Origin of the sequence: Celerinatantimonas diazotrophica, assembly GCF_004339545.1 — a bacterium.
GTDB classification, from domain to species: domain Bacteria; phylum Pseudomonadota; class Gammaproteobacteria; order Enterobacterales; family Celerinatantimonadaceae; genus Celerinatantimonas; species Celerinatantimonas diazotrophica.
Genome location: NZ_SMGD01000014.1, coordinates 279209 through 305426, shown reverse-complemented (window position 1 = coordinate 305426; position 26218 = coordinate 279209). Strand labels below are relative to the sequence as shown.

The window sequence follows — 26218 nt, the reverse complement described above, 5'->3', positions numbered from 1 at the left end:
TAAAGAGATAAAGCCGACAAATAGATCTATGTTTTTATTAGGCCATGGTATGATAATCGATCACGCCATAAGTGATTAAACAGATTGTTTTTTAAACAATAATGAGGATTGATTATGCATGTGGGCTGGGCTTTTGTATTAAAAAAATGGCTAGCTAGCTTGTTAATGCCACTTAACGTAAGCATTATTTTGCTGTTATTGGCTTTTTATTTATGCTTAAAAAAACGTGCTTATTTAGCATGTCTGCCATTGGTTGGCGCTTTAACGATTATGATTTTAACCAGCAATTATAGCTGGGTTTTCAATCGGCTCTATTCTTTGGAACGCCAATACCCACAACCCACAAAGATAGCGAATCGTTTTGATTTTATTATTGTATTAGGCGGTGGCCATGTTTCCGATCCCTCTCTCTCTCCTATCGAGCAACTAAGTGAAGCTTCCCTTTTGAGAATCCTTAAAGGAATTAAACTGGCGAAAGCGAACCCTGGCGCACGCTTAATTGTTTCCGGTTATGGGGGAAGCGATCCAAAAACCAATGCTGAATTAATGAAATTGGTAGCAACGCAAGCCGATATTTTACCGGCTAGTATTATTACCATTCCTAAAGCCCAAGACACCGCTCAAGAAGCTCGACTTATTTCAATTTATATTGGCCAACGTCCGTGTGCACTGGTCACCAGTGCTATTCATATGAAACGAGCTATGAAATATTTTCAACAATTTAGTAACCATATTACACCCGTCCCCACTGACTATTTAGGGAAGCAACTCCAGGCCCCGCTATCGAGTTATCAATACCTACCAGACCCAATTGTCATGAGCCGCTTTGATGCTTATTGGCACGAGAAACTAGGAATCGCGTGGGAAGAGCTCCAGCAAAAATTACCTCAATGGTCCCAATAAAGGGAATTATTTCTATTCGACAAACTGAATATCTCGAGTCAGGAACTCTAGCCGTGAATTCATGACTTAGAACAAATTATCTCGGGCTAACGATAGCTACAGTTACATTTCTTATGTAATTAAATTTCAATTTGAGCTAGGATCGAGCCACTATTTGTAAAAATTGTAATTCGTCTAAAGGAGATGAGAATGAGAACACCACTGGTAATGGGAAACTGGAAACTAAATGGTGATAAAGCTTCTGTTGAAGCGTTGGTGAAAGGTTTAATCAAACCAGCAAATGATGCAACCGGTGTTGAAGTTGCTGTTTGTGCCCCAACTGTTTTCTTAGGAATGGTTGAACAATTGGCTGCAGGTAGCAAATTGGCATATGGTTCTCAAGATGCTGATGTCAACACTCAGGGAGCATTCACTGGTGAAAACTCTCCGGTTATGCTCAAAGAATTTGGATGTAAATACAGCCTAGTTGGTCATAGTGAACGCCGCGAATACCATAATGAAACAGACGAAGTTGTTGCTAGCAAATTCAAAGCAATTCAAGAGAATGGTTTGCTTCCTGTACTTTGTATCGGTGAAAGTTTAGAGCAAAATGAAGCCGGTGAAACTCAGGCAGTTGTTGAGCGCCAGCTAAAAGCAGTTATTGATTTATGCGGTATTGAAGCATTTAACAATGCTGTGATTGCTTATGAACCTATCTGGGCAATCGGTACTGGTAAATCAGCTACAGCAGAACAAGCTCAAGCTGTTCACGCGGGGATTCGTCAGTGGCTTGCCGCACAAAATGCAAATGTTGCTGAAAAAGTACAAATTCTCTATGGTGGTAGTGTTAAAGCTGCAACCGCTAAAGAGCTGTTCGGTCAATCAGATATCGACGGTGGTTTGGTTGGTGGGGCTTCATTAAAAGTTGATGAATTCTCAGGCATTATTGCTGCCGCAAAATAATTATTTTTAAATATTCCCGACTATGTCGGGAATATTCCCCCTATAGATTTCTCAAATCGACTCATAAAACTTTTTAAAATCGGTCACTTATAAACCAATTGTGCTACATTAAAACGCTATCATATATTGACTCATAAAAAGAGAAAGGCATGCCTGACCCACATCTTTTAGCTCTTGCAATTGGCGTTGTCGTTTTGGGAGCTATTGTTCAGAGTCTTATTGGTTTTGGTTTAGCTGTCGTTGCCGCACCACTACTATACTTTATTGATCCTCAACTCGTCCCAGTCCCACTGCTGATTCTTGGATTTACGATCTCAGTGATCAATTGGTATCACAATCGTCATTATGTCAATTTAAAAACGATGAGTTATGCGTTAGTCGCTAGGTTTCCCGGGGCTTTAATTGGCCTAGCATTATTGATCTATTTTGATCAAAAAGGGCTGCAAATATTAATTGCAATAGCCGTCTTGATGGGAGTTGCTACAACATTGACAGATAAGACGATTCACTTTAACCATCGGAATTTGGCGATTGCCGGGCTTTTATCTGGTATTTTTGCAACTGTTGCGGCTATCGGCGGCCCTCCGATAGCCATGTTACTTCGTCACCAGCAAGCGGGCTCAATTCGCGGTAATCTTTCAGCTTTTTTCACAATTAGTACATTAATTTCTGCGGTAGTACTCATTGCAGGGGGCAAGTTCCACCTCCATCACTTGGTCAGTGGAATGATTTTGTTACCTGGAGTGTTTATTGGATTTTTCATTAGTAAAAAATTTATCGAGCAATTTAATAGCTATTATATAAAGCTGACAACCCAAGTTGTATGTAGCTTGTCAGCTTGTGTTCTGTTATATCAGGCATTATGTTATTAACTAGCTTATATCGACCAGCTGAGCCTGTAACTTTTTCACTTCGTCACGAATAGCTGCTGCTTTTTCAAATTCCAGGTCTTGCGCATGTTGGTACATCTGTTTTTCAAGTCCGTTAATTTGCGACAACAGCTGCTCTGGTGTCAAAACTGAGTGCTCTGCTTTGGCTTTAAGCACACGCTCAACCCGGCCTTGTCCCAGCGACATAATATCACTCACTTTCTTATTCAACGCTTTGGGCACAATACCATGTTCTTTATTAAATCGATCTTGAATTTCCCGTCGCCGGTTCGTTTCTTGAATCGCTTTCTCCATAGACCCCGTTATTTTATCAGCATATAAAATAGCCATCCCTTCGAGGTTTCGAGCTGCACGACCAATTGTCTGAATGATTGATCGCTCTGAACGTAAGAACCCTTCTTTATCAGCATCTAAAATAGCAACCAACGAGACTTCTGGCATGTCCAGACCTTCTCGTAATAAGTTAATACCGACTAAAACATCAAACTGCCCAAGGCGCAGATCTCGAATAATCTCCATACGTTCAACAGTATCAATGTCAGAGTGTAAATAGCGAACTTTTACACCATGTTCTGATAAATAGTCTGTCAAGTCCTCGGCCATACGCTTAGTCAAGGTGGTAACCAATACTCGCTCGCCTTTAGTCGAACGTTTGCGTGCTTCAGAAAGCAAGTCATCAACCTGAGTATTCACAGGACGCACTTCAATACGAGGGTCTAGTAATCCAGTGGGACGTACAACTTGCTCTACAAAACGCCCATCCGCTTTATCTTTCTCATACGGACCTGGTGTTGCTGAGACAAAAATAGTCTGAGGGGCAATTGCTTCAAACTCTTCAAATTTAAGTGGCCGATTATCTAATGCCGAAGGCAAACGAAAGCCATATTCAACTAATGTTTCTTTACGAGATCGGTCGCCTTTATACATAGCCCCTAATTGCGGGACGGTGACATGCGATTCATCGATGACCAACAACCCATCAGCCGGCAGATAATCAAGCAACGTCGGTGGTGGCTCACCAGCAGAACGACCTGAAAGAAACCGAGAATAGTTTTCAATACCGGAGCAATAACCAAGCTCATTAATCATTTCGATATCAAATTGTGTGCGTTGCGTTAATCGTTGTTCTTCAAGCAATCGATTATCACTTAGCAGCTGAGCACGACGTTCTTTAAGTTCAATTTTGATGTATTCAATGGCATCGAGTAACGTTTCTCTAGGTGTTACATAGTGTGTTTTGGGATAGACAGTGGCCCGCGATAGCGTCTGTTCAACGGTTCCGGTTAATGGATCAAAATAGCTGAGACGTTCGACCTCATCATCAAATAATTCAACTCTCAATGCGTTGCGATCAGACTCCGCGGGGAAAATATCAATGACTTCACCACGAACCCGGAATGTCCCACGTTCAAAAACAGCGTCATTTCTTTTGTACTGAAGTTCTGCCAATCGTTTTAAAATCTGCCGCTGATCAATAATGTCCCCAACCGTCAGGTGCAGCATCATCTTCATATAGGATTGGGGATCCCCCAAACCATAAATGGCTGAAACTGAGGCAACTAATACAACATCTCTACGCTCCATTAACGCCTTGGTGGCGGATAAGCGCATTTGTTCAATATGCGAGTTAATCGAGGCATCTTTCTCAATAAAAGTATCGGTCGTTGGGACATAAGCTTCGGGCTGATAATAATCATAATACGAAACGAAAAACTCCACCGAATTATGCGGAAAAAACTCTTTCATCTCCCCGTAAAGTTGGGCCGCTAACGTTTTATTCGGCGCTAACACAAGAGTTGGTCGCCCCTCTTGGGCTATCAGATTGGCAACTGTGAACGTTTTACCTGAACCGGTAACCCCTAATAGCGTTTGATGCGCTAATCCGTCATGCAATCCTTCTTGCAGTTGGGCAATCGCTTTGGGTTGATCGCCCGATGGTTTGTATGATGATACTAACTGAAAAGGTTTCATGTCGACCTATCAAAATTTGAAGAAATCTGAAAGAAAATCACAATGTGATCTTAATCAACTTGTTGCAAAAGTATAGCATGCAATCATCTTCATAATCGCTTGCGTTATCCGCCAAATGTCAAGCCATTTATATTGAAAATAGCCGTAAATGTAAAATTTAATGCACAGCTATTAACATTTATTAAAGTGAACTGCAATTGGATCATTTAAATAATAAAAAAATTCATTGCACCTTTTTAACTTATTGAAATATATATAATTTTATAAATGATGGATTTTTGCGTAGTTCATTCAAACCCCAGTATCCAAGCGGCCTACAGCAAGATTTATTCTAACCATTCACATGGTTATCCACAGATTTAGTGGATAACCACTGACACCCCGCATCCGACCTTGGCTAGACAAAATGTGAATAACCATGCCCTGCAATGGAGCCCTTAAGTAGTGCATATTTTTTGAGCAAATGAAAGCCGCTATTTTCCTTTTACCCCATTAACAAGGTGGTATAAAAAGAGCTAGGAACACTGCAAATTTCCCACAAATTTATGCCAGAAAATTTGCCAAATTTAGCCTGAATAGACGTTGACAGACGGAATCGTCATGACTATGATTCGTCTCATTAAACGTTCAGTTCAATGAATTCCCCAGTAGCTCAGTTGGTTAGAGCGGTGGACTGTTAATCCATGTGTCGTTGGTTCGAATCCAACCTGGGGAGCCAGTCATATTATCCCACTCATTTTATTGAATAACGATATTGCCCATTGATGTTATACAGCATCTGGCCAATTGACGATTGCTGTTAAACCCACTAAAGATGAATTTGAATATCGGGATGCTGTGCATCGCCAGAACCTGCTCAAAGCAGATACTGGCGCTTAAGCATTAATGTTCAGTCGATTTAAGTTGGTCTTTATCACGTTGTTCTTGCAATGCTAACTGAATCAACCGCGTCGTCAGCTCTCTCGGCGATACACCACTGGCGGCCCATAATTTAGGATACATGCTAATGGCTGTAAAACCTGGCAATGTATTAATTTCATTGACTAGCACTTCGCCATCCGCTGTTAAAAACATATCGACCCGTCCCATTCCTCGAGTTTCTAGACACCGATAAGCTTGCAATGCGGTCTGGCGGAGTTTGGTAAGCGTGGACGCATCAACTTGCGCAGGGATCTGTAGTTGGGCCCCAGTTTCATCAACATATTTTCGATCATAGCTGTAAAATTGATCGTTGGTAATGATTTCACCCGCTACGTTAGCTACTTCAGCATCATTATTGCCAAGCACTGCACATTCAATTTCGCGACCAACAATTGCCGCTTCAATCATCACTTTAGTATCATAATCAAACGCATGGGTTAACGCAGCGATAAGTTCCTGAGGGTGGTTGACTTTACTAACCCCCACTGATGAGCCCATATTAGCGGGTTTGACGTAGACTGGATAACCCAATCGCTGTGCAACATGTTCAGGTAACTGTTCATTGAGTTGATAAGCCCGCAATGCTATATAATCAGCAACAGGGATACCACTATCACGCAGTAGCCGCTTCGCCACATCTTTATCCATCCCAACGGCGGAACCTAAAATATCACTCCCCACACAAGCAACATTTGCTAATTTAGCAAGCCCTTGGATCGAACCATCTTCACCAAATGGACCGTGCAGAACTGGAAATAAGACATCCACTGAATCGATGATCTGGCCGTTGCTGATCAGCTGCCCGGTTTGATCACTCGCGATAAGAGAAACATCGGTATTGCACTGATTAAGTGCCACCAGTTTGGGATCATCATTCGTAAGTAACGGTTGGCTCGCATCATTAAGATACCATTTCCCTTGTCGATCAATACCAATCAAACAGACATCAAACAACTCTGGGTCAATTGCTGCGATCACATTTTTAGCGGACTGCAAAGAAACTTCATGTTCGGCGGAACGTCCTCCAAAGAGGACCGCAACGCGAATTTTTTTTTGTTGCATAATATATCCAGAAACTCATTAAATACCGCACAAGAAGCGCGATTAAATTGCTTCATCTTGTCAGAAACACCTTTTTCCCATACCAGTTGGTTATACATTAACTTTGTTATGTTGCCAAATGCCTTCACATGTTCACTTTATCAACCGCGCAATTTTAAGGCAGTTTAACCCGCGTCACTGAGATAAAACACCATATCAGTCGCTAAGCGGTGAGGCTAACATATGGCTTTTTCAACGAACATCTAGTCGGGAAATCCTTTCGTACTGTCAAGCGTAATAACTTGGCTAGTGTGCCCCCGAACTTAAAGTATTATAAAAATTCACGTCTCTACGTTGGGCACAAAAATCCCGTGCAATTGTTAAAATGCAATGCTTTAATTGGCTGTTAAGACGGCATTGAGTAATCCGGGGAAACGCTGCTGAAGTTCTTGCTCTCGAAGAATATTATAACGCGAGGTTCCCTGATGACATGAAGCAACAATTCCGGACAGATACAATATCTTGATATGGTGGCTCAACGTTGACTTACTCAATCCAAGTTTAAAATCACAACAACGACAAGCGCCATGTTGCTTTAATTGTTTAATAATCAAAAGACGTGTCGGATCGGCAAGCGCGCTAAGGACATCTGTTAATGATATATCATGAAGCGGCATACACTGCCAACGACATATTGCCTTGTTTTCGCTTAATGGCTCGGTCATGATGTCCTCACTGCTGAAACTGCTTTGTTCGATATTGATCGAACTTTTAATTTTGGTGCGTTAAAATGCCACCGTCTCTTAAATAATTCAAACTAATCTACGGACAATATAATGGTCAGATCAAAACTATCGCTCAATTCAACACTGGCGATGGCTGTATTATCTTTTGCCTTATTTTTGGTATACGTGACGGCCAATGCCCCTACCCCTCTTTATACATTATGGCAACAACATATCTCATATAATACCACTGGAATTGGTATCATATTTGTGGCCTACCATATTGGCATTGCAATTTCCTTGCTTTCTTTAACTCGAGTGCAAAACGCAACAACAATCAAGCGGCTGTTATTGTTAGCGCTAGTTGGCACAATTTTCGCTGGAGCACTATTTAGCTCTGCTGAGCACTTCTGGCAGTTAGTGACGGCTCGGTTAATTATTGGTCTATGTTGTGGAACATTTGTTTCATGCGGTATTTCATTGATCGTTAAAATCGGACTCCAGCAGCAAGTGCATAATACACCGTTAATTGTCACCTTAGCATGCGTTCTCGGTTTTGGTATTGGTCCTTTTTACGCAGGCGTTTTAGCCGATCTAATTCATCCTCCGTATAGCAGTATTTTTACACCATTAATGATTTTGCTAACGATATGTGTCGTTATCCTCGCTAGAATGCAACCCGAAAAAGAACTGGTCGAATTGGGACATCACGAAGCCAATGGCCCTGTTGAAGAAGGTAAAAAAAGCTATGGACTGACATTTGTGACAGTGGGTCTATTTGCGAGCCCATTTGCCATAGCCGGCTTATTTATATCGATAGGACCTAAGATCATTACCACGCTCATGCATACTGACAGTCACACAATTGTTGGTGGCATTGCCTTGTTAATGTTCGGTGCAGGAATTATCAGTCAGCTTTGTCTTAAAAATCTTTCTATAGGGAAACAAGTTTTAGTCGGCACTGTTTGTGCCTCTATTGGTGGTGTTAGTATTCTCATTGCCGAAGTATGGCATTCAGCGGCTATTATGGCTATCGCATCGATATTTGCTGGTGTTGGACAAAGTATGACGCAATTGAGTGGAACCCGAGTGTTAAAACAACATCTTCCGATGGGAACATTTCAACGTTCAACGGCAACTTTTTTCTTGGGTGGGTATCTATTTGCAGCTATAAGTATCTTTTTCTTGGGCTTCTTAGCCAGCCACTTAGGTTTACAAACGGCAACACAGGTCTTTTTATATTTTTGCTTTATGCTGTTAGGGGCATCCTTTGGCGGCTATGTTATTTTGCATCAAGAGCCGGCTAAGGCATAAAAATATCCCCTAACTTACCGATTCAGTTAGGGGATAGAGATCATTCAATTAAGCTTCAAATGCCTGGCGAAAAGCAGCATAGGCTTTTTTAGCTTTAGCCGAGTCTGCTTTCGGTAATAAAATTTGTAACTCCACGTAAAAATCACCGGGTTGTTTTGATGGTAGCCCACGTCCACGCAAGCGCATTTTTCGTCCCCCCGATGAATTAGACGGAATTTTTACATCGACATGTTTACCGTCAGGCAATGGAACACTGACTTTTTCACCCAAAGCAGCTTCCCAAGGCGCAACCTGCAGAATATAGTAAACATCAGATCCATCGACCCGATAGTAACCATCTTTACGAAAATGGACTTGCAACAGCAAGTCGCCATTTTGGCCACTGCCCATTCCCGGTTTACCTTGACCCGCCAGACGAATTTTCTGACCATCTTTAATTCCGGCTGGAATTTTAACATTCAACGTACGTTGCTGACCGGCTATATTCAGAGTCATCGGTCGACTGGCGCCTAAATAACTATCAGCAATATCAATCGTTATTTGGGCTTCCACATTATCGCCTGTCTGGCTAAATCCGCGGTTACCTTCAAAGCCACCGAAACCACCACGACTTTGGCCGGAAAAACCACCTTGACCAAATATGTTTTCAAAAAAATCACTAAATCCGCCATTCGCACCGTTGCCAAATGGATTACCTCCACCCCGTGCATTTTGCCAATGGCCCCCTCCGGCACCAGCACCACTAGCAGCTTTCCACTGACTGCCGAACTGATCATAAGCGGCTCGTTTTTGCTTACTACTAAGCACTTCATAAGCCTCGCCTATTTCTTTAAAGCGCTGTTCAGCATCCGGTTCTTTACTAACATCCGGATGATACTTACGGGCTAATCGCCGATAAGCTTTTTTTATCTCTTGTTCACTGGCGCTCCGCGAGACACCTAAAATACTATAAAAATCTTTTGTACTCATGCTGCCTCATACACCCTTTTGTGAAACAACACCTAAAAATTCGTATCATCACAATACGATCCATGGCACTAATATGGGGACAAATCTTTAAAAAAAAACCCTTTTATTTCCACAAATGTTGTTTCATGATGATTTACGACACTTTTGTCGCGCATCATACAAACATTCCCCTAGGGTAGATAACTTAATAAAGGATAATCATGTCAAATGCAGAATTGTCATTATTAAATGGCATTAGTCAAAGAGCTCAGCGATTAGATGAGTCCCCTATTCGTTCAATTGCCAACTATGGGATGGGAAAAAATGATGTGACGCCACTATGGTTTGGCGAGGCTTCATCGGCAACGCCAGATTTTATTTGCCAGGCAGCCAGTGAATCATTATCACGTTATGAAACCAAATATACGCCAAACACTGGACTCCCGGAATTATGTCAAGCCATTGCGCATTACCAAAATAACCTGTTTGGGTCACATTTTGCTCCCGAGAACGTTTCTATTACCGTCTCTGGGACTAACGCCGTTATGATTGCTGCACAAAGTTGTCTTAATCCAGCCGATAAAGTTGTTGTCATCGAGCCATTATTCCCAACTTTAGCGGCTATTCCTGAAATCCTTGGTTGCCAAGTGATTCGGGTGGCCTTAAAAACTAAGGGTAAAACTTTTTATTTAGACACAGAGGAACTCTTTTCTTCGCTTCATGGGGCACAGGCTCTTATTATCAATAGTCCCTCGAATCCAACCGGATGGGTTGCTAGCAAAGAGTTATTAACAGAAATCCTTAAATTTTGTCGTCAACGTGGTATTTGGATTATTAGTGACGAAGTGTATTCACGCCATATCTTTGATAGCGAGGCGGCCCCCTCATTTTGTGAGCTTGTGAGTGAATATGACCGGGTTATCATCTGTAATAGCTTTTCGAAAGCCTGGGCAATGACCGGATGGCGTTTAGGTTGGCTGAATATTCCGAAAGCATTGATACCCACGGTGAGAAAGTTAACTGAATTTAATGTTTCCTGTGCCAGTGCCTTCTCTCAAGCCGGAGGGTTAGCCGCGATTGAACAAGGCGAAGATTTTGTGCAAAGTAGTGTGGCTGCTCTGAAAAAAAGCCGTGATTGTATGCTGCAGTTCCTCGGTGATCTCCCTAATACGACTTTGTATGAAATGAAAGCTACTTTTTATGGCTTCTTAAAAATCGACGGCCTTGGTTATGATAGTCAACCTTACTTACGTGAAATGATCGATAAGGCCAAAGTCGGTGTTGCACCAGGAGAAGCATTCGGTGTCTCTGGCGCTGGACATATTCGCATTTGCCATGCAACCCAATTGCCGCTGTTAAAACCTGCTTTAGAGCGAGTACGCGAATTTATTTTAAATGTAAAACCATTCTAACAAGCAATTAGTCTTGATACTTTATACAGCCAGTATCAAGGCTAATTGGAATTAATTCGCGCAATACTATAGAGCTTGCGATAACGAGAAGGAGACATTCCGACATGTTTTACAAAAACACGCCGAAAATACCCCGTATCGTGATAGCTTAGCTCATCTGCAATTTCTGCGATGGTTAGACCTTGTTCAACTAGCTGGTGCTTAGCCGCTGAGATTTTTTGCAGTTGTATTGCTTCCCCTAGAGAACAGGCAAACGTCTGTTTGTAAATTCGACCTAAGTAATCGACATTGCACTTTAAAGTTTGCGCGATTTGGCTGGGAGTCAGTGGCTCATTATAAAATCGACGAATGACTGAGCGGGCACGGTATGCGAGCTCTTTGGGTTTACTTAGCTGGTTTGCATCCATTTTCAGGCTAATTTCTCGCAAAATAACCAACAGCAATAAATTAAGTGTCATTTTATCTACACCAAGCTCTTGCTCCCTAAGCATTAGATTAAAGAGCTCGGTAATTTTTGTCACATCGTTGACCTGCCCAATTTTGTTTAAATCTATCGTTGTGTCGACGTTTCGCTGATGACGTAATGAGTGCAAACGAAAATGAACCCAGTAAAATTTTAAATCGGATGGAAAATTCACAATTCCCTGATGCTCAATTTTTGGATGCAATATCAACGCATCGCCACTTCTTAAGAGATAATCGTGAGTGCCTTCACGTATCGCTAACGTGCCATGTAATACAAAAATAAGCTCATAGGATTTGATCACCCGTTTAGGGTGAATCCCTCGACCGTTAGAAATAAAAAGCCCACCATTTTCAATCTCAAGGGGATGCTCGATGTAAATATTAGCCATGGGATTCCCCGCTTTTTATCTTGGACTTTAATCTAAACGGGGTTTTATCTGCGAAAAAAGATATAGCTCACAAATTCAAATACAAAGTCGGATTTGTCCTGTTTTTATGTTGATACATTCTCTATCTGAATTTCCAAAGACAAGCCACACTCGTTCTAAACAATAAAAACTAGACCCCTACAATAAGAATGAGGCAACATTATGTCCCAAACTGTAAAAGACACTTTAGTATTGGGTGATACACACAAAGTTGACCCTGCAACAGTACACATCGGACCGGGTGAAAAATTCGGTTATGGCTTAGGGGATGCGGGCGGAACAATTATTACCGCCTTAATCGGTAACTTTCTAACATTTTTCTATACCGATATTTTTGGTTTAACACCTGCCATTGTCGGTACGCTGTTTTTAGTATTAAGAGTATTTGATGCGGTTACTGACCCTATGATGGGCGTAATTTCGGACAAGACTCATAGTCGGTTTGGCCGATTTCGCCCGTGGCAGCTATGGATGGCCATCCCCGTCGCAATAGTCGGGATAATGACCTTCTCTGTCCCCGACGTTAGTTACACCATGAAGGTTGTTTATGCCTTTATCACTTACATGATGCTCTCTATCAGTTACACAGCGATTAATGTTCCGTATTGCGCACTTATCAGCACCATGACGACGAACCCTAAAGAAGTCGTGCAATGTCAGGCATGGCGATTCGTGTTAACAGGAATCGCCGGAGCAATGGTGTCTGTAGGGTTACCATGGTTTGTTGGGCTTTTTGATAAACAACAGACCGCTCTTGGTTATCGCTATGGCGTGATGATTCTCTGTGCACTTGCAGCTGTCATGTTCATTTGGTGCTTTGCCGCCGTTAAAGAGCGTGTGTCAATCAGTGCGATGGGAAACTTTTCGTTTAAAGAACATATTCACAATATTCGTAAAAACGACCAGTTGTTATTGATGTTATTCATGTCTTTTTTTCTGATCAATATCTTCAACGTTCGCGGCGGCGGATACATGTACTTTATCCATTATGCATTGCAAGGTAGTAGCTCATATACCGCCATCTTTTTTGCCATGGTCACTGCCGGTGGCGTTATTGGACCACTAACGGTCAATTATCTAACCAAAATGATTGATATTAAAAAGCTGTACATGTACCTGAATTTATTTTTGGCTCTCTACTCAGCAGCTATGTTTTTATTGCCGGTCGGTGTACACAGTCAAATGTTGTGGTTGGGGATCATCTTTATCTACCACATACTATTAGGCATTACCTTACCTTTACACTTTTCACTAATGGCATTCGCTGATGATTATGGTCGCTGGAAAACTGGCATTAGTTCATCAGGGCTTACCTTCGCTTTTAATCTGTTCTTTATCAAACTGGCCTGGGCATCTAGCGCCGCAATTATCAGTTTTACGCTCGTGATTATCGCTTATCACCCAGGGTTAGCGAACCAAACATCTAAGTCCATCACGGGAATCGTTTCTATTGAAACCTTTATCCCTGCGATTATTCATTTGATCTTGGCTCTTATCATTGCCCGAAGCAAATTGGATACTCATCTGATGGATAAAGTTTCTCAACAAATTAAACCACAACAAGCATAGAAAGAATAACGATATGAAAACTGATCATACAGAATCTCAATTTACTCATATTGCCATTACGGATTCATTCTGGATGCAATATCAAAAGTTGATTACCGAGGTTGTCATCCCTTATCAATGGTGTGCACTCAATGACACAATTGATGATGCCGAACCCAGCCATGCGATCGATAATTTCAAAATTGCAGCCGGTCAAATGCAAGGAGAATTTTATGGCATGATTTTTCAAGACAGCGATGTAGCCAAATGGCTCGAAGCTGTAGCATACTCACTCTCAAACCATCCTGATCCACAGCTTGAATCCATCGCCGATGATGTCATTGATCTAATCGGCAAAGCACAACAACCCAATGGCTATGTAAACACCTATTTCACGGTTAAAGCCCCCTCTGAAAAATGGACCAATGTTTGCGAGTGTCATGAGCTTTATTGTGCTGGACACTTGATTGAAGCTGGCGTGGCTTATTATTGTGCGACTGAAAAGACAAGGTTGTTAGATATAGTCTGTAAATTTGCAGACCATATTAACGAAGTCTTTGGTAAAAAACCGGGGCAATTACTAGGGTATCCAGGGCATCCTGAAATAGAGCAAGCATTGATGCGTCTTTATGAAGTAACGCAAGATACAAGATACAGCCAATTGAGCCAGTTTTTCATTGAACAGCGAGGTCAACAACCCCACTATTACGACATCGAATACGAGCGACGTGGCCAAACCTCATATTGGCAAACGCATGGCAGCGCGTGGATGATTAAGGATAAAAATTACTCTCAAGCGCATGCCCCAATAACTAAACAGTCCACCGCAACAGGTCATGCAGTCCGATTTGTCTATTTGATGGCTGGCGTTGCCCACCTAGCACGCATCAATCACAGCCAAGAAAAATTAACGGCTTGTCGAACCTTGTGGCAGAACGTCACTAACAAACAAATGTATATAACTGGAAGTATCGGTTCTCAGAGCCAAGGCGAGGCATTTAGTTGTGATTATGACTTACCCAATGATACAGCTTATACCGAGACATGCGCCTCGATTGGTTTAATCATGTTTGCCAATCAGATGTTACAACTTGACCCTAATAGCAATTATGCCGATGTCATGGAACGTGCTCTTTACAATACAGTTCTGGCAGGTATCGCACTGGATGGTAAACATTTCTTTTATGTCAATCCGCTTGAAGTCTACCCTAAAGCAATTGCTTATAATCATATTTACGAGCATGTCAAACCCATTCGACAACAGTGGTTTGGTTGTGCTTGTTGCCCTCCAAACCTGGCTCGTTTGATTGGCTCAATTGGTAATTATATCTATACGGTTAAAGATAATACGATATATACGAATTTGTACATTGCCAGCGAAAGTACCTTATACCTATCTGATGGTAATATGACGCTCCTACAGAAAGGGAACTATCCGTGGCAAGATACGATTACCTTTACAGTTAAAATGGCACAACCGTGTCAGGCTGATATCGCCCTGCGTGTTCCAAATTGGTGCCAACAACCACAACTAAGTATCAACCAAACTGGCTTTGCTGCTGAAAACATAGCTAGCGATGGGTATATTCATATCAAACGGCAATGGCAAAATGATGATGAAATCATTTTGCAACTCCCCATGCAGCCGATACTGGTTCGGCCAAATCCACTATTGCGCCATGATATGCGCAAAGTTGCCATTCAACGAGGACCGTTAGTCTATTGCATTGAACAAGCCGACAATGGTGAAGAGCTACATAATTTATTATTAGATTCAAGCAGTGAACTTAAATGCATTGCGGGCAGTGGCATTTTTGCCGGGAAAACGTTAATCAAAGCCACAGCCTACCGCATCGATTCAATTCACGCGCACAGCCAACCTTTATATTCATTTAATAGTGAAAAACCTGCGATGACAAAGTGTGAATTAACACTTGTGCCCTATTTTAGTTGGGCAAATCGAGGTGAAGGCGAAATGCGAGTATGGATTAACGAACTGTAATTATTCATAGAAACCTAAAGGTACTCTGTAGAGTACCTTTTTAATATTGCACTGCGTTTATTTTTTACGGCAGTAAGCTGCAATAACATACATAGACTGCCCGTTGACTTTTCCTGAGACTAGCGTTGGATCATCAGATAAATTGATCCCTCGGATCACTGTCCCTTGTTTAATCACCTGCTTAGTGCCTTTTACTGGCAAATCTTTAATGACGGTAACACTGTCACCTTTACTAAGTTCCGCACCATTAGCATCTAAGGTTTTTTCTTGATCATCGCCTAGGCCTAATTCAGCCCATTTTTGCACATCATCTTCCATGTACATCATATCCACGAGATCTTGTGCCCAGCCATTTTCAGCACTTAAGTGCTTTAACTGACGCCAAGCTAATACTTGAACCGGAGGGTGCTCACTCCACATGCTTTCATTTAAGCAATGCCAATGGTTGACGTCGGTTTGTTCTGGGTCTTCGAGTTGCACTTTGCAGTAGTCGCAGAGCATAACGCTGTGATCGACACTCAATTGCGTATGTGGTGGAACCACATAAGGACTTAGAGAAGTTTCAGCAGAGCAAAGCTCACATGTTGAGTTGCTGCGCGCTAATAAAGTTGCTTCGGTAGACATTATCGTGTCACTCAATACATAAGTTAAATGAGCCGCGTATTATCCATTTAATCCACAAAATGGAAAGGGAAATTTCTTTGATCATGCAGCTAACATAAGCGTTAAATCCCAAAAAAGCTGGAATTAGCACACTTATCAGTGCATTTTTGGTAGAAACAGCCTTGTTCGAGAACTGACTAATGAATAGTGCAGCTGATCTTCAAAATTCTTGTAATTTATGGATAGGTTGTTGGTTTGAGTGTCCATAGAAGCTAGTAATAATGGCCGTTACGTTTATATTCGTTTGAGTGGACCGTGAATATAGTGGCAGATAATACATTGCCCGCCTCGATATTGATATATCCTCTCGCGACCATTGTACTTGGGGAATCAGGAAGTCGGTAAATTAATTGATATTTATAGAGTTAAAACCACAACTTGCATTTGTCATTATAATTGTTTTAGTTAGCAGCTGTGTAGATAGGAGTTTATTATGGGAGATCTGATCGATCTCCCATAATCTAAAGTTTAGTTTAGTTCGGTCATCGTTGGTAATGCCGTCATCGCCCCTCTTTGGGTGACAACATAGCTGCCTACTTGGTTGCCGCGCGCTAAAGCTTGCTCGAGTATATCTTGTTTTCGCCAGTCAGGAGTACTCGCTAATACACTCAACATGCCTCCGACAAAACCGTCTCCAGCTCCTGTACTATCAATCACATTGACCTTTTTAGATAGCGAGCAGTGTAGCGCGATATTCTTGTCAAAAGCCTTCGCACCATCGGCTCCAAGAGTGACCACTAGTAAGGCATCTGTGTATGTTTTTAACTGTTCGAGCGCTAGTGTAACATCATCGTATCCTGTTAAAATTTGTGCTTCTTCTTCACTCACTTTAACAACGTCACATAAAGGCAACACGTCTCGAATGGTCTCGATCATGGTCTCATGGCTCGACCATAACGTAGGTCGAATGTTAACATCGAAAAACACAGAGGCTTGATTCGCTCTTGTGCGTGTCATTGCTTCTTTAGCGGCTTGTCGAGTCACAGGCCCAGCCAGAGCAATGGAACTCAATTGTAACCACTGACCCGCGACAAAATCAGGTAATTGGTCACTCGATAAAAACATGTCAGCACTCGGGTTCACCAAAAAAGTAAAACTACGCTCGCCGGTATCATCAAGTGTCACTAAAACAGTGGAAGTATGATGTTCATCATCTTGGAAAAGATAATCAGTAGCGATCTGCTCGTTGGCTAATACCTCACGCATATAGTCGCCCATCGGATCGGCCCCACATCGGCCAATAAATCCCGTTTTCACACCTAAACGACTCAGAGCAACCGCCACGTTAGCTGGGGCACCTCCAGGACATTTTTTATAATACGAAGACCCTTCTTCAATCAGGTCAACAACAACATCACCGAGACACCAAACTTGCGTATTCATCACTAAATTGCTCCTTCATTAACGTATTGATACAGGACGTATCCAAAAAGCGTACCTTTAACTCTCCAGCAACACCCAAGACTGTTGCATGAGTGACAGAGGTATTCGGAAATATTCGTCCCGTCATGACGGCTTCGCCATCATTAATGAACAACTCAAAACTGGAGTTATCAATAAACAGTTGCAGCTGCTTAATACAACCATCGCGACTTTTATATTGGCGTATCAAATCCATGCCAACGGTACAGAACTCGGTTCTATCAACAGTCGCTTCCCCATTTTCATCCCACGTAATCACTAACGATTCTTTAGGGTTGTCTACCGTCAACTGACCTGCACCTTTTAAGTTATCGAGCTCGATGTAACAGGTATTTGTACACTCAAACGATGCCATTTTAAAAGTGATCGGCAAAACGGTATTCGGTTCAGAAAAGGCGGCGAATAACTCGGCCAAAGGTCGCTGACGTAATGCGCCATTTTCCCATTGACAGACGCGGGGCATCGTTAACTGACCACACCATTGTTCATTAGCTACAGAAGGTTGCTCTGGATCATCAGGTAATCCCATCCATCCGATTAGGATGGTTTGCCCTTGTGGATCAACAATACTTTGTGGCGCATAAAACTCAAACCCATGATCTAATAGTAAATAATCACTAGTAAATCTAATTTCGCCATCCGCATCTTCTTCAATCTGAAAAAAGCCACTGAGATTTTCATTAGAAGAATAAGGATCGGAGCAATTAATCCCTTGTACACAACAAACTAATACAACTTGGTCACCAAACTGCAGTCGATCTGGACATTCCCACATATAACCGAGCTGGTCATTTGCCCAACCAATAGGGTTAAAATAATGCCCCCTTAATTGCCATGTTCCTTCTGCAGTTTCATCGAGTACGGCAACGCCCCCTTTTAAATCTCGGTTCTGAGCCGCAAGCCACATTCTTCGCTGCTGATTAACATAGAAAACCTTCGGATCTCGAACATGGCCTGTAAAATCTTCTAGTTGCTTAGTCCATAGCGGCCCTTGATTTAAATACTGCTGCCCATCTTCTGTGGTTACTAAGCATTGGTAACTTTCCCGAAGTTCTCCATGGCGAACATTCCCGGTATAAAAAAGAGATAAACCGCCTTTCTCTACTAGACCGCTTCCAGAATAACAACCATCTTTGTCAAACCAATGTGTGGGGGCCATTTTAAAGGGTTGCTGTTGCCAGTGAACTAAATCCGTACTTGTCATTAAGCCCCAGTGCTTATTGACATGTTCACAACCGCTTGGATTCCATTGAAAAAACAACCAATATTGATGATTAAAATAGCTAAATCCATTTGGATCATTCATTAACCCATAGGGCGGAGCAATATGGTAGCTGGGACGCCATGAAAAAGGTCCCTTGTGATTATCAGATTCAGAGTTTATCGACATAGAACAATCCAGAATAATACGAAAGAAAAATCGCACCTCGAAGTTTAATAAATTCTCCTAGATATGCAATCGGTTCCATCCTGACATTATTAATTCAGTGATATGCATCACAAAATACGTGATTAACTGCAGTTATATCTCCCGCAACATCACATTTTTCCACTGTTCTTTTTTACCAATTCAGATATTTCGAGCATCATTATGGAACCGATTCCAACTATAGTTTCCCCTCACAAAAAGGAACTTTATGATGCAACTAAAAAAAACCATACTCGCTTTGGCAATAACATTACCTTTTGCAGCTCATGCTGCTGAGGAAAATCCGCAGCTTACGACTAAAATTCAAGCAATTCAAAAACAATTACATGAACTAGAGAAACAACTGCAACAAACTAAAGCGGCTCAAGAAGCGGCATTTAAAGCACAAAAGCAGCAAGAGCAAAAAGAAGCTCACTCACATCACTTTGAATTTCATGGCTATGCACGCTCGGGCATTTTAACCAATGACCATTTTTCATCCACCTACGGACAAAAAGATCTAACCCCTGCCGGAAGCACCGGTGGTTACTTGGGACGACTTGGCGTTGAACAAAAGACGTATGTCGAAATGAACTTTGAAGACCACCAAAATTTAGTCAATGGCGCTCATGTCCGATACAAAGTGATGCTTGCCGACGGACAAACTAGTTACAATGATTGGACCGCGAAGACATCTGAATTAAATCTAAGACAAGCTTTTGTCGAAATGTCTGAACTTCCTTCATTTTCAGGACCATTTAAACACGCTTCTTTGTGGGCTGGGAAGCGATTTGACCGCAACAATTTTGATATCCATTGGCTTGACTCAGATATCATATTTTTAGCCGGAACAGGTGGCGGGATTGATAATGTGCAATGGAATGACCATGCCCACTCTAGCTTTTCGATCTATGGGCGAAGTTATGGCGACCTAGATAACAGTGGCATTGATAATTTTACCCTCACGGCCAATAACTATTATAACCATTGGCAATGGATGGTTAATGTCATGCGGGCGCAAAATAATAAGAAACGCTTAAACACAGGACTGTCTGAACACTATGCCACAGACAAAGGGATCCACACCATGCTCGCCTATCATGGCAGTAACTTTTACGGAATATCTAAAGGGACCTCCAAAATTGCTTTGTTATACGGCCATGGTTTAGGTGCTGAAGTTAAGAATATTGGCTCAGATGGTAATTTGATCAATCAGGCCAATACTTATCGATTAGCGACATACGGGACAACAAAACTCAATAAAACATGGGCAATCGCTCCTGCATTAATGGCTCAACGCAGTCACAACCGCTATCTTAAAAGTGACAAATATGACTGGTTAACGACCAATATTCGCTTAAATCAACAGATTACCTCTAACTTTTCAATGCAGTATGAAACGACCTACATGTATATGGATATAGACCCTCAAGGTTTAAAAGGTGATCAGGCCGTCAAAGGAAACGTCTTTAAATTTACGATTGCCCCGACGTTCCGTCCTCAGGCATTTACAAGTTTCTTTGAGCGTCCAGAAATTCGGTTCTTTGCAACCTACATGAACTGGTCTTCGGCACTGGATAAATATTCAACAACAGATGCCTTTGGCTCGGCAGGTTTCAAAAGCGGCGGAACAGTCAACCTAGGTGTACAGATGGAAACATGGTTTTAGAAATCGATTTCATGTCAAACCTCTTCCGAGGTCTGTTTTAATGTGATTTTGATCACAAATGACCTTATTTTTTATAATAAAAGTCAAAATAGAGACCTGATTTATGGTTATAAAAACCTTTATTACGTATTATTGCAAACCAAATGTGGAACCGTTACCAGTCAATCAAACTCATCGACATTGTGTGATGGCAAAGAGGAGTAATCCAAATGTCTGAAAAAAGTACAGCCCAACAAATATTAAAACTCATTGGGGGCAAAGAGAATTTAGCCAGTGCTGCTCATTGCGCGACACGCTTACGCTTAGTCCTTAATGATACGGATATCGCAGATACAGCAGCAATAGAAGACTTAGATCTGGTAAAGGGGGTCTTTACCAATAGTGGTCAGTATCAAATTATTATTGGTACAGGCATCGTCAACCGCGTATTCGAGCATTTTGCGGCTGCCGCAGGTATAACTGAAGCTTCAACAGCTGAAGTTGCCACTCAAGGGGCAAGTAAAAATCCAATTCAAGCCGTTGCTCGTACTTTGTCAAACATTTTTGTTCCGATTATTCCTGCGATTGTGGCCAGTGGTTTGTGTATGGGGGTCTTGGGTTACCTAAAAACAAACCATCTGATTGATACCCATAACTTCTGGTATTACCTACTGGATATGAGCTCGAGTGCAGCTTTCATCATTCTACCAATTCTTATTGGCTTCGTTGGAGCCAAAGTCTTTGGGGGAACCCCGATCTTGGGAGCTACATTGGGTGGGATCCTCACCCACCCCGATCTGGTCAATGCTTGGACCATTGGACACGGATTCCCTTCTGTCTCGCTTTTTGGCTTTCATATCGGTTTAGTGGGGTATCAAGGCACCGTGTTCCCAATGCTCATGGCCGTTTGGTTCATGTGTAAGATGGAAAAATTAGTTCGGAAGGTTGTCCCCAATACCCTCGATATTATACTCAGCCCATTTTTAGTCTTGACCATTACCGGGTTTGTATCCCTAGTCGCTATCGGTCCTTTTGGGCGTTTACTAGGGAATGGAATCTCAACTGGATTGATGTATTTATATACTCATGCCGGGGTTTTAGCTGGCTTTGTATTCGGTGGCACCTATTCAATGATTGTGATCACAGGGATCCACCAAAGTTTTCATGCAATCGAATTAGGGCTGCTAGGGGATCCTAAAATCGGATTCAACTTCTTACTTCCAATTTGGTCGATGGCCAATGTCGCTCAAGGCGGAGCTTGTTTCGCTGTGATCTTTAAAAAACGAGATAAAAAAGTAACTGCTTTAGCACTTCCATCTGCTATTTCGGCGATTCTTGGTATTACTGAACCCGCTATTTTTGGGGTTAATCTTCGCTATATGCGTCCATTCCTAGGTGGATTAGTGGGTGGAGCCATTGGTGGCGCCTATGTCGTTTATACCAAGGTTGGGATGACATCTGTAGGATTAACGGGAATTCCAGGACTTGCAATTGTCCGTAACGGTTCAGTTGTCGACTATATTACTGGCTTTGCCATTGCTTTCTTAGTTGGATTTATTGCCTCTTACCTATTAACCAGTAAAAAAACAGCGCCAGCTAGTTAACTCTCCTTTCCTGTCAGTGAGTCATTAATGGTGACTAACTGACAGGATGGACGCCAATGGAAAGAACCTTGATGAGTAAACGCAATTTGCTCAGATTTTTTTCCTTTGATCTGTGCGATCAATACACGGGCAGCTTCTCGGCCCACATCATGGTAATTGTAATGAATCGATGCCAATGAAGGTGTTAACAATTCACACAGTTCATCATCTCCGACCCCGACAATAGCAACTTGTTCTCCAACCGCCAAACCTGCATTACTCATCGCTTTACTCGCCCCCGCAGCAATTCGGTCCGTTACAGCAAAAATACCATCGGGTTGATAACCTGATTCGAGGACCGCTTGAGTTTGCTTTAAGCCCGACTGTGCATTAAGCTCACAGTCAGCAATAAATTGACACTCTACGTTAGCGAGGCTGATTGCATCTTCAAACCCCCTCCGGCGCTGTTTTCCGAGCGCAACATCCATTGCCGAAATTCCTAAAAATAACAACTTCGAAGCTCCGACTTGCAGCAATTGCTGCCCGGCCATATATCCACATCGGTAGTCATCGAAAAAGACACTCGGAACCTGATACATCGACAGATCTTGTCCAACCACAACCACTGGACATTCAGATTCATTAAATGCGCGAATCAATTCCTGATTATACCCTGCAACCAGCACAATCATGCCATCAACGCCTTTAGAATTGAGGGTTCGTACGTTCACAGAGGCCTTTCGAGTATCCATATTGGCATTCATTAGTAACAACTGAATACCATTTGATTCAAACTCAACCGACATACCATGTATATAACTCGCCACCGTTTTTGATGTCATGAGCGGTACGAGAACTCCAACCGTATCTGAATGGCCGGCTTTGAGATTCTTAGCGGCGATATTCGCCGTAAAATGACTTTGGTCAATTAAGGCTTGTATCTTTTCGCGAGCTTTAGGATTTACACCTGGACGATTGTTTAATACTCGAGAAACAGTTGACTTAGATACGCCTGCCGCATTAGCGATGTCCGAAATGGTTTTCATTGCTATCCTTTAGAATTTCTATAGCAGAATATTATCATACCATTGAAATAAAAGAATATGCGTTAAACAAGGCCTTATCTAAGGTACTAAGAGGGTGCTACAAGTTTAGGAGGTGTTTGGCTTGAACAAAATTCAACCACAAAAGTTCAACAATCCCGCAGAACTTTGCGCAACAATGAAATGAATTTAACAAGGAGAACGGTAAACGTTATTTTCTATGGCCTGCCCCGATGCCTCAAAAACGAAAGTCCCAATTTTTGTAAAACCAAGGTGTTGATAAAATCCATTAGATGCATTTTCAACCCAAGTATATAACCAAAATGGGTGACCAAATCGTTGCTCTACTTCACTTAGCAAGGCTTTCCCTATCCCTTGTTGTTTAAAGCGACTATCTATATAAAGCTTTTTGATTTCAAAACCGTTGGAGGGCGTTTCAAAATGAGAGTTGAGATCTAACAGCACATACCCTTGTAGAGCACCTTGGTGTTCACAAACCAAAACTCGGCAGCTTGCTTGATTCAGGATTTGCGTGAAGTGAGCTTCAGTGAATGTCGAAAAAATATATTCGGAAAACTCTCTTCGAATACCAACTATCGCATAGTTTTCCAGCCATACTTTAATTGATAATGCCGCCAAATTAATGCAATCACTTTCTTTTGCTTCTCTGATCACCTTTCCCCCAAATTCTATCGTGTCTTAACCTGATAATTTTACTAAAAGTAGATAACCGATAAAACCAAGAGCTGTCTAGACGATTACTAGAATATTAAAGAAGAACATCTGTAAACTAGCATCAACCATACAAATAAGGGTGTTACCTGTAACATATCAAGAAAGTGTTATGTTTTTGATTTGTAACGCTAAGAACAAAATGCTATTGGTTCAATTAGCAACCAAACCCATTGTTTACCGACTAAACAATAAAGCATGATGCCTATACACCTTGCTAATACAATACCTGCGGTTTTTCACCCAGATACTGGGTAAAACGTAGCAGATAACCATCCGGATCTTGGACTAAAAACTCACGCTGACCAGAAAGAACGTTACCTTCATCATACCAATTCTCGTTTGGCTCTCGATAAAGTACAACATTAGCAGCGTTTAAACGCTCTAGTATCGGTGAAATGTCCGTTAACTCAATTTGAAAATTAACACCTCGCCCTAGCGGGTATTCCAACTCTCCAGTTACCCAGCCTGTATCGTGAATTTGCTCAAGCATGATTTGAGCCTTTTCGTTTTCCAAGTATGCAAAGTCTGGATTCGAGCGTTGGTTCCTAATTTTAAAGCCAAGTAAATTTTGATAGAAGTTTAACGATTCTTCGAAATTGCTCACTGATAATTCAGGAACCATCGGATTCCAATATTCTTCCATTTTGTTCCTTTCTAATCGATGTACTCAAGTGTGTTATAATGCCCGCTTCAGCTGCACCAAAGCCGGAGTGTTTTTGTGTTAATGTTTGAGCGTGGCGAGTGACATAAAAACGTGGGGGTTTTGGCGTCAGACTGGAAGCGCTTGTTAGCCCTGTGCACAACTAGTACATGTAACCTAACCAGTCTACATGCCCAACTGACCAAGACTTGCCACTGATTGATTTCACAAATAGCTCATCAATATGGTCGACCGCTACACCATAGTTGGTATGCTCATGAATTCTTAACCACGAATTAATATCCTCTATTTTGGTGTAGCCTCTCTTTTGGTAAAAGTCCTCTAGTTCGGAAATAAGTATAATGAAATCAACATCTGTCCCCTCTGCGAACGAGGTAACTTCAGACAGCATCAACGAACCAATGCCTTTTCCTCGGTGCTCTTCGGTAACGCAGAAATCAATAATACCCAATACGCTATATACTTCGTTACTGACTTTAACCGCACGATAATCTAAACCCAAATAACCAACAAGGTTGTCACCCTCATATTGCAAAGCACGCATATGAGGTTTTTGTTTATAATAGGAGTAATCTGATTGGTGCTCTGGAAATGACTGATTTCTCAGAAGTTTGATTGACTCGTGCTGTTCTTTTGTCAGCTTAATTTCATACACGATATCCATATTCTTCCTTGTAAGGGCTAACGTTCGTATTTGCGGCTGGTTTGAAGCGCAGCTTAAAACCAGTCCGGCAACATACGCTCGTTAGATGAATTTCTATCGCATGATCAAGCCACCATCAACAGGTATTTCACTTCCCGTTATATAGGACGAATGTGGGGAAAGTAAAAAAAGGGCAACATTAGCAGCTTCTTGGGCAGTACCTGAACGCCCAAGTGGAACTTGATCAATTACGAATTTCTCGAACCCAGACTTTGCTTCTTCGGGCAGAAAGCGCCTAAAATTTGTCTCAATTGGCCCAGGAACAAGTGTATTGACCCTAATATTCCTTGGGGCCAGTTCTCTGGCCCAAGCTCGAGCTGCTGCTGATACAGCACCTTTTGAGGCAGCGTAAAGACTGGTTGCTGCTGCACCTTCATAAACTGAACTTGAGCTTGTAACAATAATGGAAGCACTATTGTTTAAATGCTTACTCAACGCTGCAACTTGCAATATCGGACCTTTTACATTGATGTCCATAACTTGAGCATATATCTCATCTGTTATTTCATCGAAATTACCCAGCCTTGCAATAGCAGCATTAAGCCATAAACCATCTAGACGTCCATGTTTCGCAACTGTTTCAGCAAGTATAGTCCCTGTTTCTGGGCTAGCTGAATCATTTTTCAAAGCAACTATATTCTGACCATATTTCTTTGATAACTCGGATAGCTTAGATTCATTTCTTCCTGTAACAATTACTTTTCCACCAAACTCAATTATATTTTCTGCTGCCACCAACCCCATTCCGCTGGTTGCACCAGTAATTAAAATAAGCTTGTTTTGAAAGTTATACATCTTAGCTCTCCTAAACATCTAACGTCAAATTAAGGGGTGAACAACGC

General features: G+C 41.8%; 22 protein-coding genes and 1 tRNA gene. 10 read left to right on the top strand and 13 right to left on the bottom strand.

Going from position 1 to position 26218, the window contains the following annotated elements:
* The first annotated feature begins 114 nt into the window (after positions 1 to 114).
* From EV690_RS12795 to EV690_RS12785, 3 genes are all read left to right on the top strand, one after another.
* The gene (locus tag EV690_RS12795; RefSeq protein ID WP_131913391.1) at positions 115 to 903 is read left to right on the top strand and encodes a YdcF family protein; all 789 of its coding nucleotides are present in this window, start codon (positions 115 to 117) and stop codon (positions 901 to 903) included.
* A 189-nt stretch (positions 904 to 1092) separates the two neighbouring features.
* Positions 1093 to 1845 carry a triose-phosphate isomerase gene (gene tpiA / locus EV690_RS12790; protein WP_131913390.1) on the top strand — a complete coding sequence of 251 codons (753 nt, stop codon included), beginning with the start codon at positions 1093 to 1095 and terminating at the stop codon, positions 1843 to 1845.
* A gap of 149 nt (positions 1846 to 1994) precedes the next feature.
* Positions 1995 to 2717 (top strand): sulfite exporter TauE/SafE family protein, encoded by a 723-nt coding sequence (locus tag EV690_RS12785; protein ID WP_131913389.1) that lies wholly within the window; start codon positions 1995 to 1997, stop codon positions 2715 to 2717.
* On the opposite strand, the gene uvrB is transcribed toward EV690_RS12785, so the two are convergent.
* The gene (gene uvrB, locus EV690_RS12780) at positions 2718 to 4706 is read right to left on the bottom strand and encodes an excinuclease ABC subunit UvrB (RefSeq protein WP_131913388.1); all 1989 of its coding nucleotides are present in this window, start codon (positions 4704 to 4706) and stop codon (positions 2718 to 2720) included. It lies immediately after the preceding gene.
* A 641-nt stretch (positions 4707 to 5347) separates the two neighbouring features.
* Here uvrB and EV690_RS12775 point away from each other — a divergent pair.
* Positions 5348 to 5424, top strand: a tRNA-Asn gene (locus EV690_RS12775).
* A gap of 164 nt (positions 5425 to 5588) precedes the next feature.
* On the opposite strand, the gene ddlA is transcribed toward EV690_RS12775, so the two are convergent.
* Entirely contained in the window at positions 5589 to 6689 is a 1101-nt protein-coding gene (gene ddlA / locus EV690_RS12770; protein WP_131913387.1) for a D-alanine--D-alanine ligase, read from the bottom strand.
* A 374-nt stretch (positions 6690 to 7063) separates the two neighbouring features.
* Positions 7064 to 7393 carry an ArsR/SmtB family transcription factor gene (locus tag EV690_RS12765; RefSeq protein WP_224054869.1) on the bottom strand — a complete coding sequence of 110 codons (330 nt, stop codon included), beginning with the start codon at positions 7391 to 7393 and terminating at the stop codon, positions 7064 to 7066.
* A 111-nt stretch (positions 7394 to 7504) separates the two neighbouring features.
* On the opposite strand from EV690_RS12765, the gene EV690_RS12760 reads away from it, so the two are divergent.
* Positions 7505 to 8707 (top strand): MFS transporter, encoded by a 1203-nt coding sequence (locus EV690_RS12760; RefSeq protein ID WP_131913386.1) that lies wholly within the window; start codon positions 7505 to 7507, stop codon positions 8705 to 8707.
* Between the two features lie 48 nt (positions 8708 to 8755).
* On the opposite strand, the gene EV690_RS12755 is transcribed toward EV690_RS12760, so the two are convergent.
* Positions 8756 to 9676, bottom strand: coding sequence for a DnaJ C-terminal domain-containing protein (locus EV690_RS12755; RefSeq protein ID WP_131913385.1), 921 nt, complete (start codon positions 9674 to 9676; stop codon positions 8756 to 8758).
* Positions 9677 to 9876: 200 nt separating this feature from the next.
* Here EV690_RS12755 and EV690_RS12750 point away from each other — a divergent pair, with 200 nt between their 5' ends.
* Positions 9877 to 11067 (top strand): pyridoxal phosphate-dependent aminotransferase, encoded by a 1191-nt coding sequence (locus EV690_RS12750; protein WP_131913384.1) that lies wholly within the window; start codon positions 9877 to 9879, stop codon positions 11065 to 11067.
* Between the two features lie 41 nt (positions 11068 to 11108).
* Here EV690_RS12750 and EV690_RS12745 read toward each other — a convergent pair whose 3' ends face one another.
* Positions 11109 to 11921 carry a helix-turn-helix domain-containing protein gene (locus tag EV690_RS12745; RefSeq protein ID WP_131913383.1) on the bottom strand — a complete coding sequence of 271 codons (813 nt, stop codon included), beginning with the start codon at positions 11919 to 11921 and terminating at the stop codon, positions 11109 to 11111.
* A gap of 201 nt (positions 11922 to 12122) precedes the next feature.
* On the opposite strand from EV690_RS12745, the gene EV690_RS12740 reads away from it, so the two are divergent.
* Both EV690_RS12740 and EV690_RS12735 read left to right on the top strand, forming a co-directional pair.
* Positions 12123 to 13529 carry an MFS transporter gene (locus EV690_RS12740; protein ID WP_131913382.1) on the top strand — a complete coding sequence of 469 codons (1407 nt, stop codon included), beginning with the start codon at positions 12123 to 12125 and terminating at the stop codon, positions 13527 to 13529.
* A 13-nt stretch (positions 13530 to 13542) separates the two neighbouring features.
* Positions 13543 to 15510 (top strand): glycoside hydrolase family 127 protein, encoded by a 1968-nt coding sequence (locus EV690_RS12735; protein ID WP_131913381.1) that lies wholly within the window; start codon positions 13543 to 13545, stop codon positions 15508 to 15510.
* Between the two features lie 57 nt (positions 15511 to 15567).
* On the opposite strand, the gene EV690_RS12730 is transcribed toward EV690_RS12735, so the two are convergent.
* From EV690_RS12730 to EV690_RS12720, 3 genes are all read right to left on the bottom strand, one after another.
* On the bottom strand, positions 15568 to 16134 hold the full coding sequence (locus EV690_RS12730; RefSeq protein WP_131913380.1) for a PhnA domain-containing protein: 567 nt from the start codon (positions 16132 to 16134) through the stop codon (positions 15568 to 15570).
* A 507-nt stretch (positions 16135 to 16641) separates the two neighbouring features.
* Entirely contained in the window at positions 16642 to 17556 is a 915-nt protein-coding gene (locus EV690_RS12725; protein ID WP_131913379.1) for an aminoimidazole riboside kinase, read from the bottom strand.
* The gene (locus tag EV690_RS12720; RefSeq protein ID WP_131913378.1) at positions 17528 to 18985 is read right to left on the bottom strand and encodes a glycoside hydrolase family 32 protein; all 1458 of its coding nucleotides are present in this window, start codon (positions 18983 to 18985) and stop codon (positions 17528 to 17530) included. The genes EV690_RS12725 and EV690_RS12720 overlap by 29 nt, the downstream gene beginning before the upstream one ends.
* 247 nt (positions 18986 to 19232) lie before the next feature.
* On the opposite strand from EV690_RS12720, the gene EV690_RS12715 reads away from it, so the two are divergent.
* Entirely contained in the window at positions 19233 to 20672 is a 1440-nt protein-coding gene (locus EV690_RS12715; RefSeq protein WP_317986167.1) for a carbohydrate porin, read from the top strand.
* A gap of 209 nt (positions 20673 to 20881) precedes the next feature.
* Positions 20882 to 22255 (top strand): sucrose-specific PTS transporter subunit IIBC, encoded by a 1374-nt coding sequence (locus EV690_RS12710; protein ID WP_131913377.1) that lies wholly within the window; start codon positions 20882 to 20884, stop codon positions 22253 to 22255.
* Here the strand turns inward: EV690_RS12710 and EV690_RS12705 are convergent.
* The 5 genes from EV690_RS12705 to EV690_RS12685 form a co-directional block, all read right to left on the bottom strand.
* On the bottom strand, positions 22252 to 23280 hold the full coding sequence (locus EV690_RS12705) for a LacI family DNA-binding transcriptional regulator (RefSeq protein WP_131913376.1): 1029 nt from the start codon (positions 23278 to 23280) through the stop codon (positions 22252 to 22254). The genes EV690_RS12710 and EV690_RS12705 overlap by 4 nt on opposite strands.
* A gap of 186 nt (positions 23281 to 23466) precedes the next feature.
* Entirely contained in the window at positions 23467 to 23952 is a 486-nt protein-coding gene (locus EV690_RS12700) for a GNAT family N-acetyltransferase (protein WP_131913375.1), read from the bottom strand.
* 274 nt (positions 23953 to 24226) lie between these two features.
* The gene (locus EV690_RS12695; RefSeq protein ID WP_131913374.1) at positions 24227 to 24655 is read right to left on the bottom strand and encodes a bleomycin resistance protein; all 429 of its coding nucleotides are present in this window, start codon (positions 24653 to 24655) and stop codon (positions 24227 to 24229) included.
* Between the two features lie 160 nt (positions 24656 to 24815).
* Positions 24816 to 25337 (bottom strand): GNAT family N-acetyltransferase, encoded by a 522-nt coding sequence (locus EV690_RS12690; protein ID WP_131913373.1) that lies wholly within the window; start codon positions 25335 to 25337, stop codon positions 24816 to 24818.
* A gap of 93 nt (positions 25338 to 25430) precedes the next feature.
* Positions 25431 to 26171 carry an SDR family oxidoreductase gene (locus EV690_RS12685; RefSeq protein ID WP_131913372.1) on the bottom strand — a complete coding sequence of 247 codons (741 nt, stop codon included), beginning with the start codon at positions 26169 to 26171 and terminating at the stop codon, positions 25431 to 25433.
* Between the last annotated feature and the right edge of the window lie 47 nt (positions 26172 to 26218).

Bases quoted from the DNA above. Each gene is read 5' to 3' on its own strand.
- EV690_RS12690 (WP_131913373.1), bottom strand. From the start codon at position 25,337: ATGGATATCGTGTATGAAATTAAGCTGACAAAAGAACAGCACGAGTCA.
- EV690_RS12795 (WP_131913391.1), top strand. From the start codon at position 115: ATGCATGTGGGCTGGGCTTTTGTATTAAAAAAATGGCTAGCTAGCTTG.
- EV690_RS12695 (WP_131913374.1), bottom strand. From the start codon at position 24,655: ATGGAAGAATATTGGAATCCGATGGTTCCTGAATTATCAGTGAGCAAT.
- EV690_RS12705 (WP_131913376.1), bottom strand. From the start codon at position 23,280: ATGAAAACCATTTCGGACATCGCTAATGCGGCAGGCGTATCTAAGTCA.
- EV690_RS12765 (WP_224054869.1), bottom strand. From the start codon at position 7,393: ATGACCGAGCCATTAAGCGAAAACAAGGCAATATGTCGTTGGCAGTGT.
- EV690_RS12730 (WP_131913380.1), bottom strand. From the start codon at position 16,134: ATGTCTACCGAAGCAACTTTATTAGCGCGCAGCAACTCAACATGTGAG.
- tpiA (WP_131913390.1), top strand. From the start codon at position 1,093: ATGAGAACACCACTGGTAATGGGAAACTGGAAACTAAATGGTGATAAA.
- EV690_RS12710 (WP_131913377.1), top strand. From the start codon at position 20,882: ATGTCTGAAAAAAGTACAGCCCAACAAATATTAAAACTCATTGGGGGC.
- EV690_RS12685 (WP_131913372.1), bottom strand. From the start codon at position 26,171: ATGTATAACTTTCAAAACAAGCTTATTTTAATTACTGGTGCAACCAGC.
- EV690_RS12755 (WP_131913385.1), bottom strand. From the start codon at position 9,676: ATGAGTACAAAAGATTTTTATAGTATTTTAGGTGTCTCGCGGAGCGCC.
- EV690_RS12785 (WP_131913389.1), top strand. From the start codon at position 1,995: ATGCCTGACCCACATCTTTTAGCTCTTGCAATTGGCGTTGTCGTTTTG.
- EV690_RS12715 (WP_317986167.1), top strand. From the start codon at position 19,233: ATGATGCAACTAAAAAAAACCATACTCGCTTTGGCAATAACATTACCT.
- EV690_RS12750 (WP_131913384.1), top strand. From the start codon at position 9,877: ATGTCAAATGCAGAATTGTCATTATTAAATGGCATTAGTCAAAGAGCT.
- EV690_RS12720 (WP_131913378.1), bottom strand. From the start codon at position 18,985: ATGTCGATAAACTCTGAATCTGATAATCACAAGGGACCTTTTTCATGG.
- uvrB (WP_131913388.1), bottom strand. From the start codon at position 4,706: ATGAAACCTTTTCAGTTAGTATCATCATACAAACCATCGGGCGATCAA.
- ddlA (WP_131913387.1), bottom strand. From the start codon at position 6,689: ATGCAACAAAAAAAAATTCGCGTTGCGGTCCTCTTTGGAGGACGTTCC.
- EV690_RS12740 (WP_131913382.1), top strand. From the start codon at position 12,123: ATGTCCCAAACTGTAAAAGACACTTTAGTATTGGGTGATACACACAAA.
- EV690_RS12760 (WP_131913386.1), top strand. From the start codon at position 7,505: ATGGTCAGATCAAAACTATCGCTCAATTCAACACTGGCGATGGCTGTA.
- EV690_RS12725 (WP_131913379.1), bottom strand. From the start codon at position 17,556: ATGAATACGCAAGTTTGGTGTCTCGGTGATGTTGTTGTTGACCTGATT.
- EV690_RS12745 (WP_131913383.1), bottom strand. From the start codon at position 11,921: ATGGCTAATATTTACATCGAGCATCCCCTTGAGATTGAAAATGGTGGG.
- EV690_RS12735 (WP_131913381.1), top strand. From the start codon at position 13,543: ATGAAAACTGATCATACAGAATCTCAATTTACTCATATTGCCATTACG.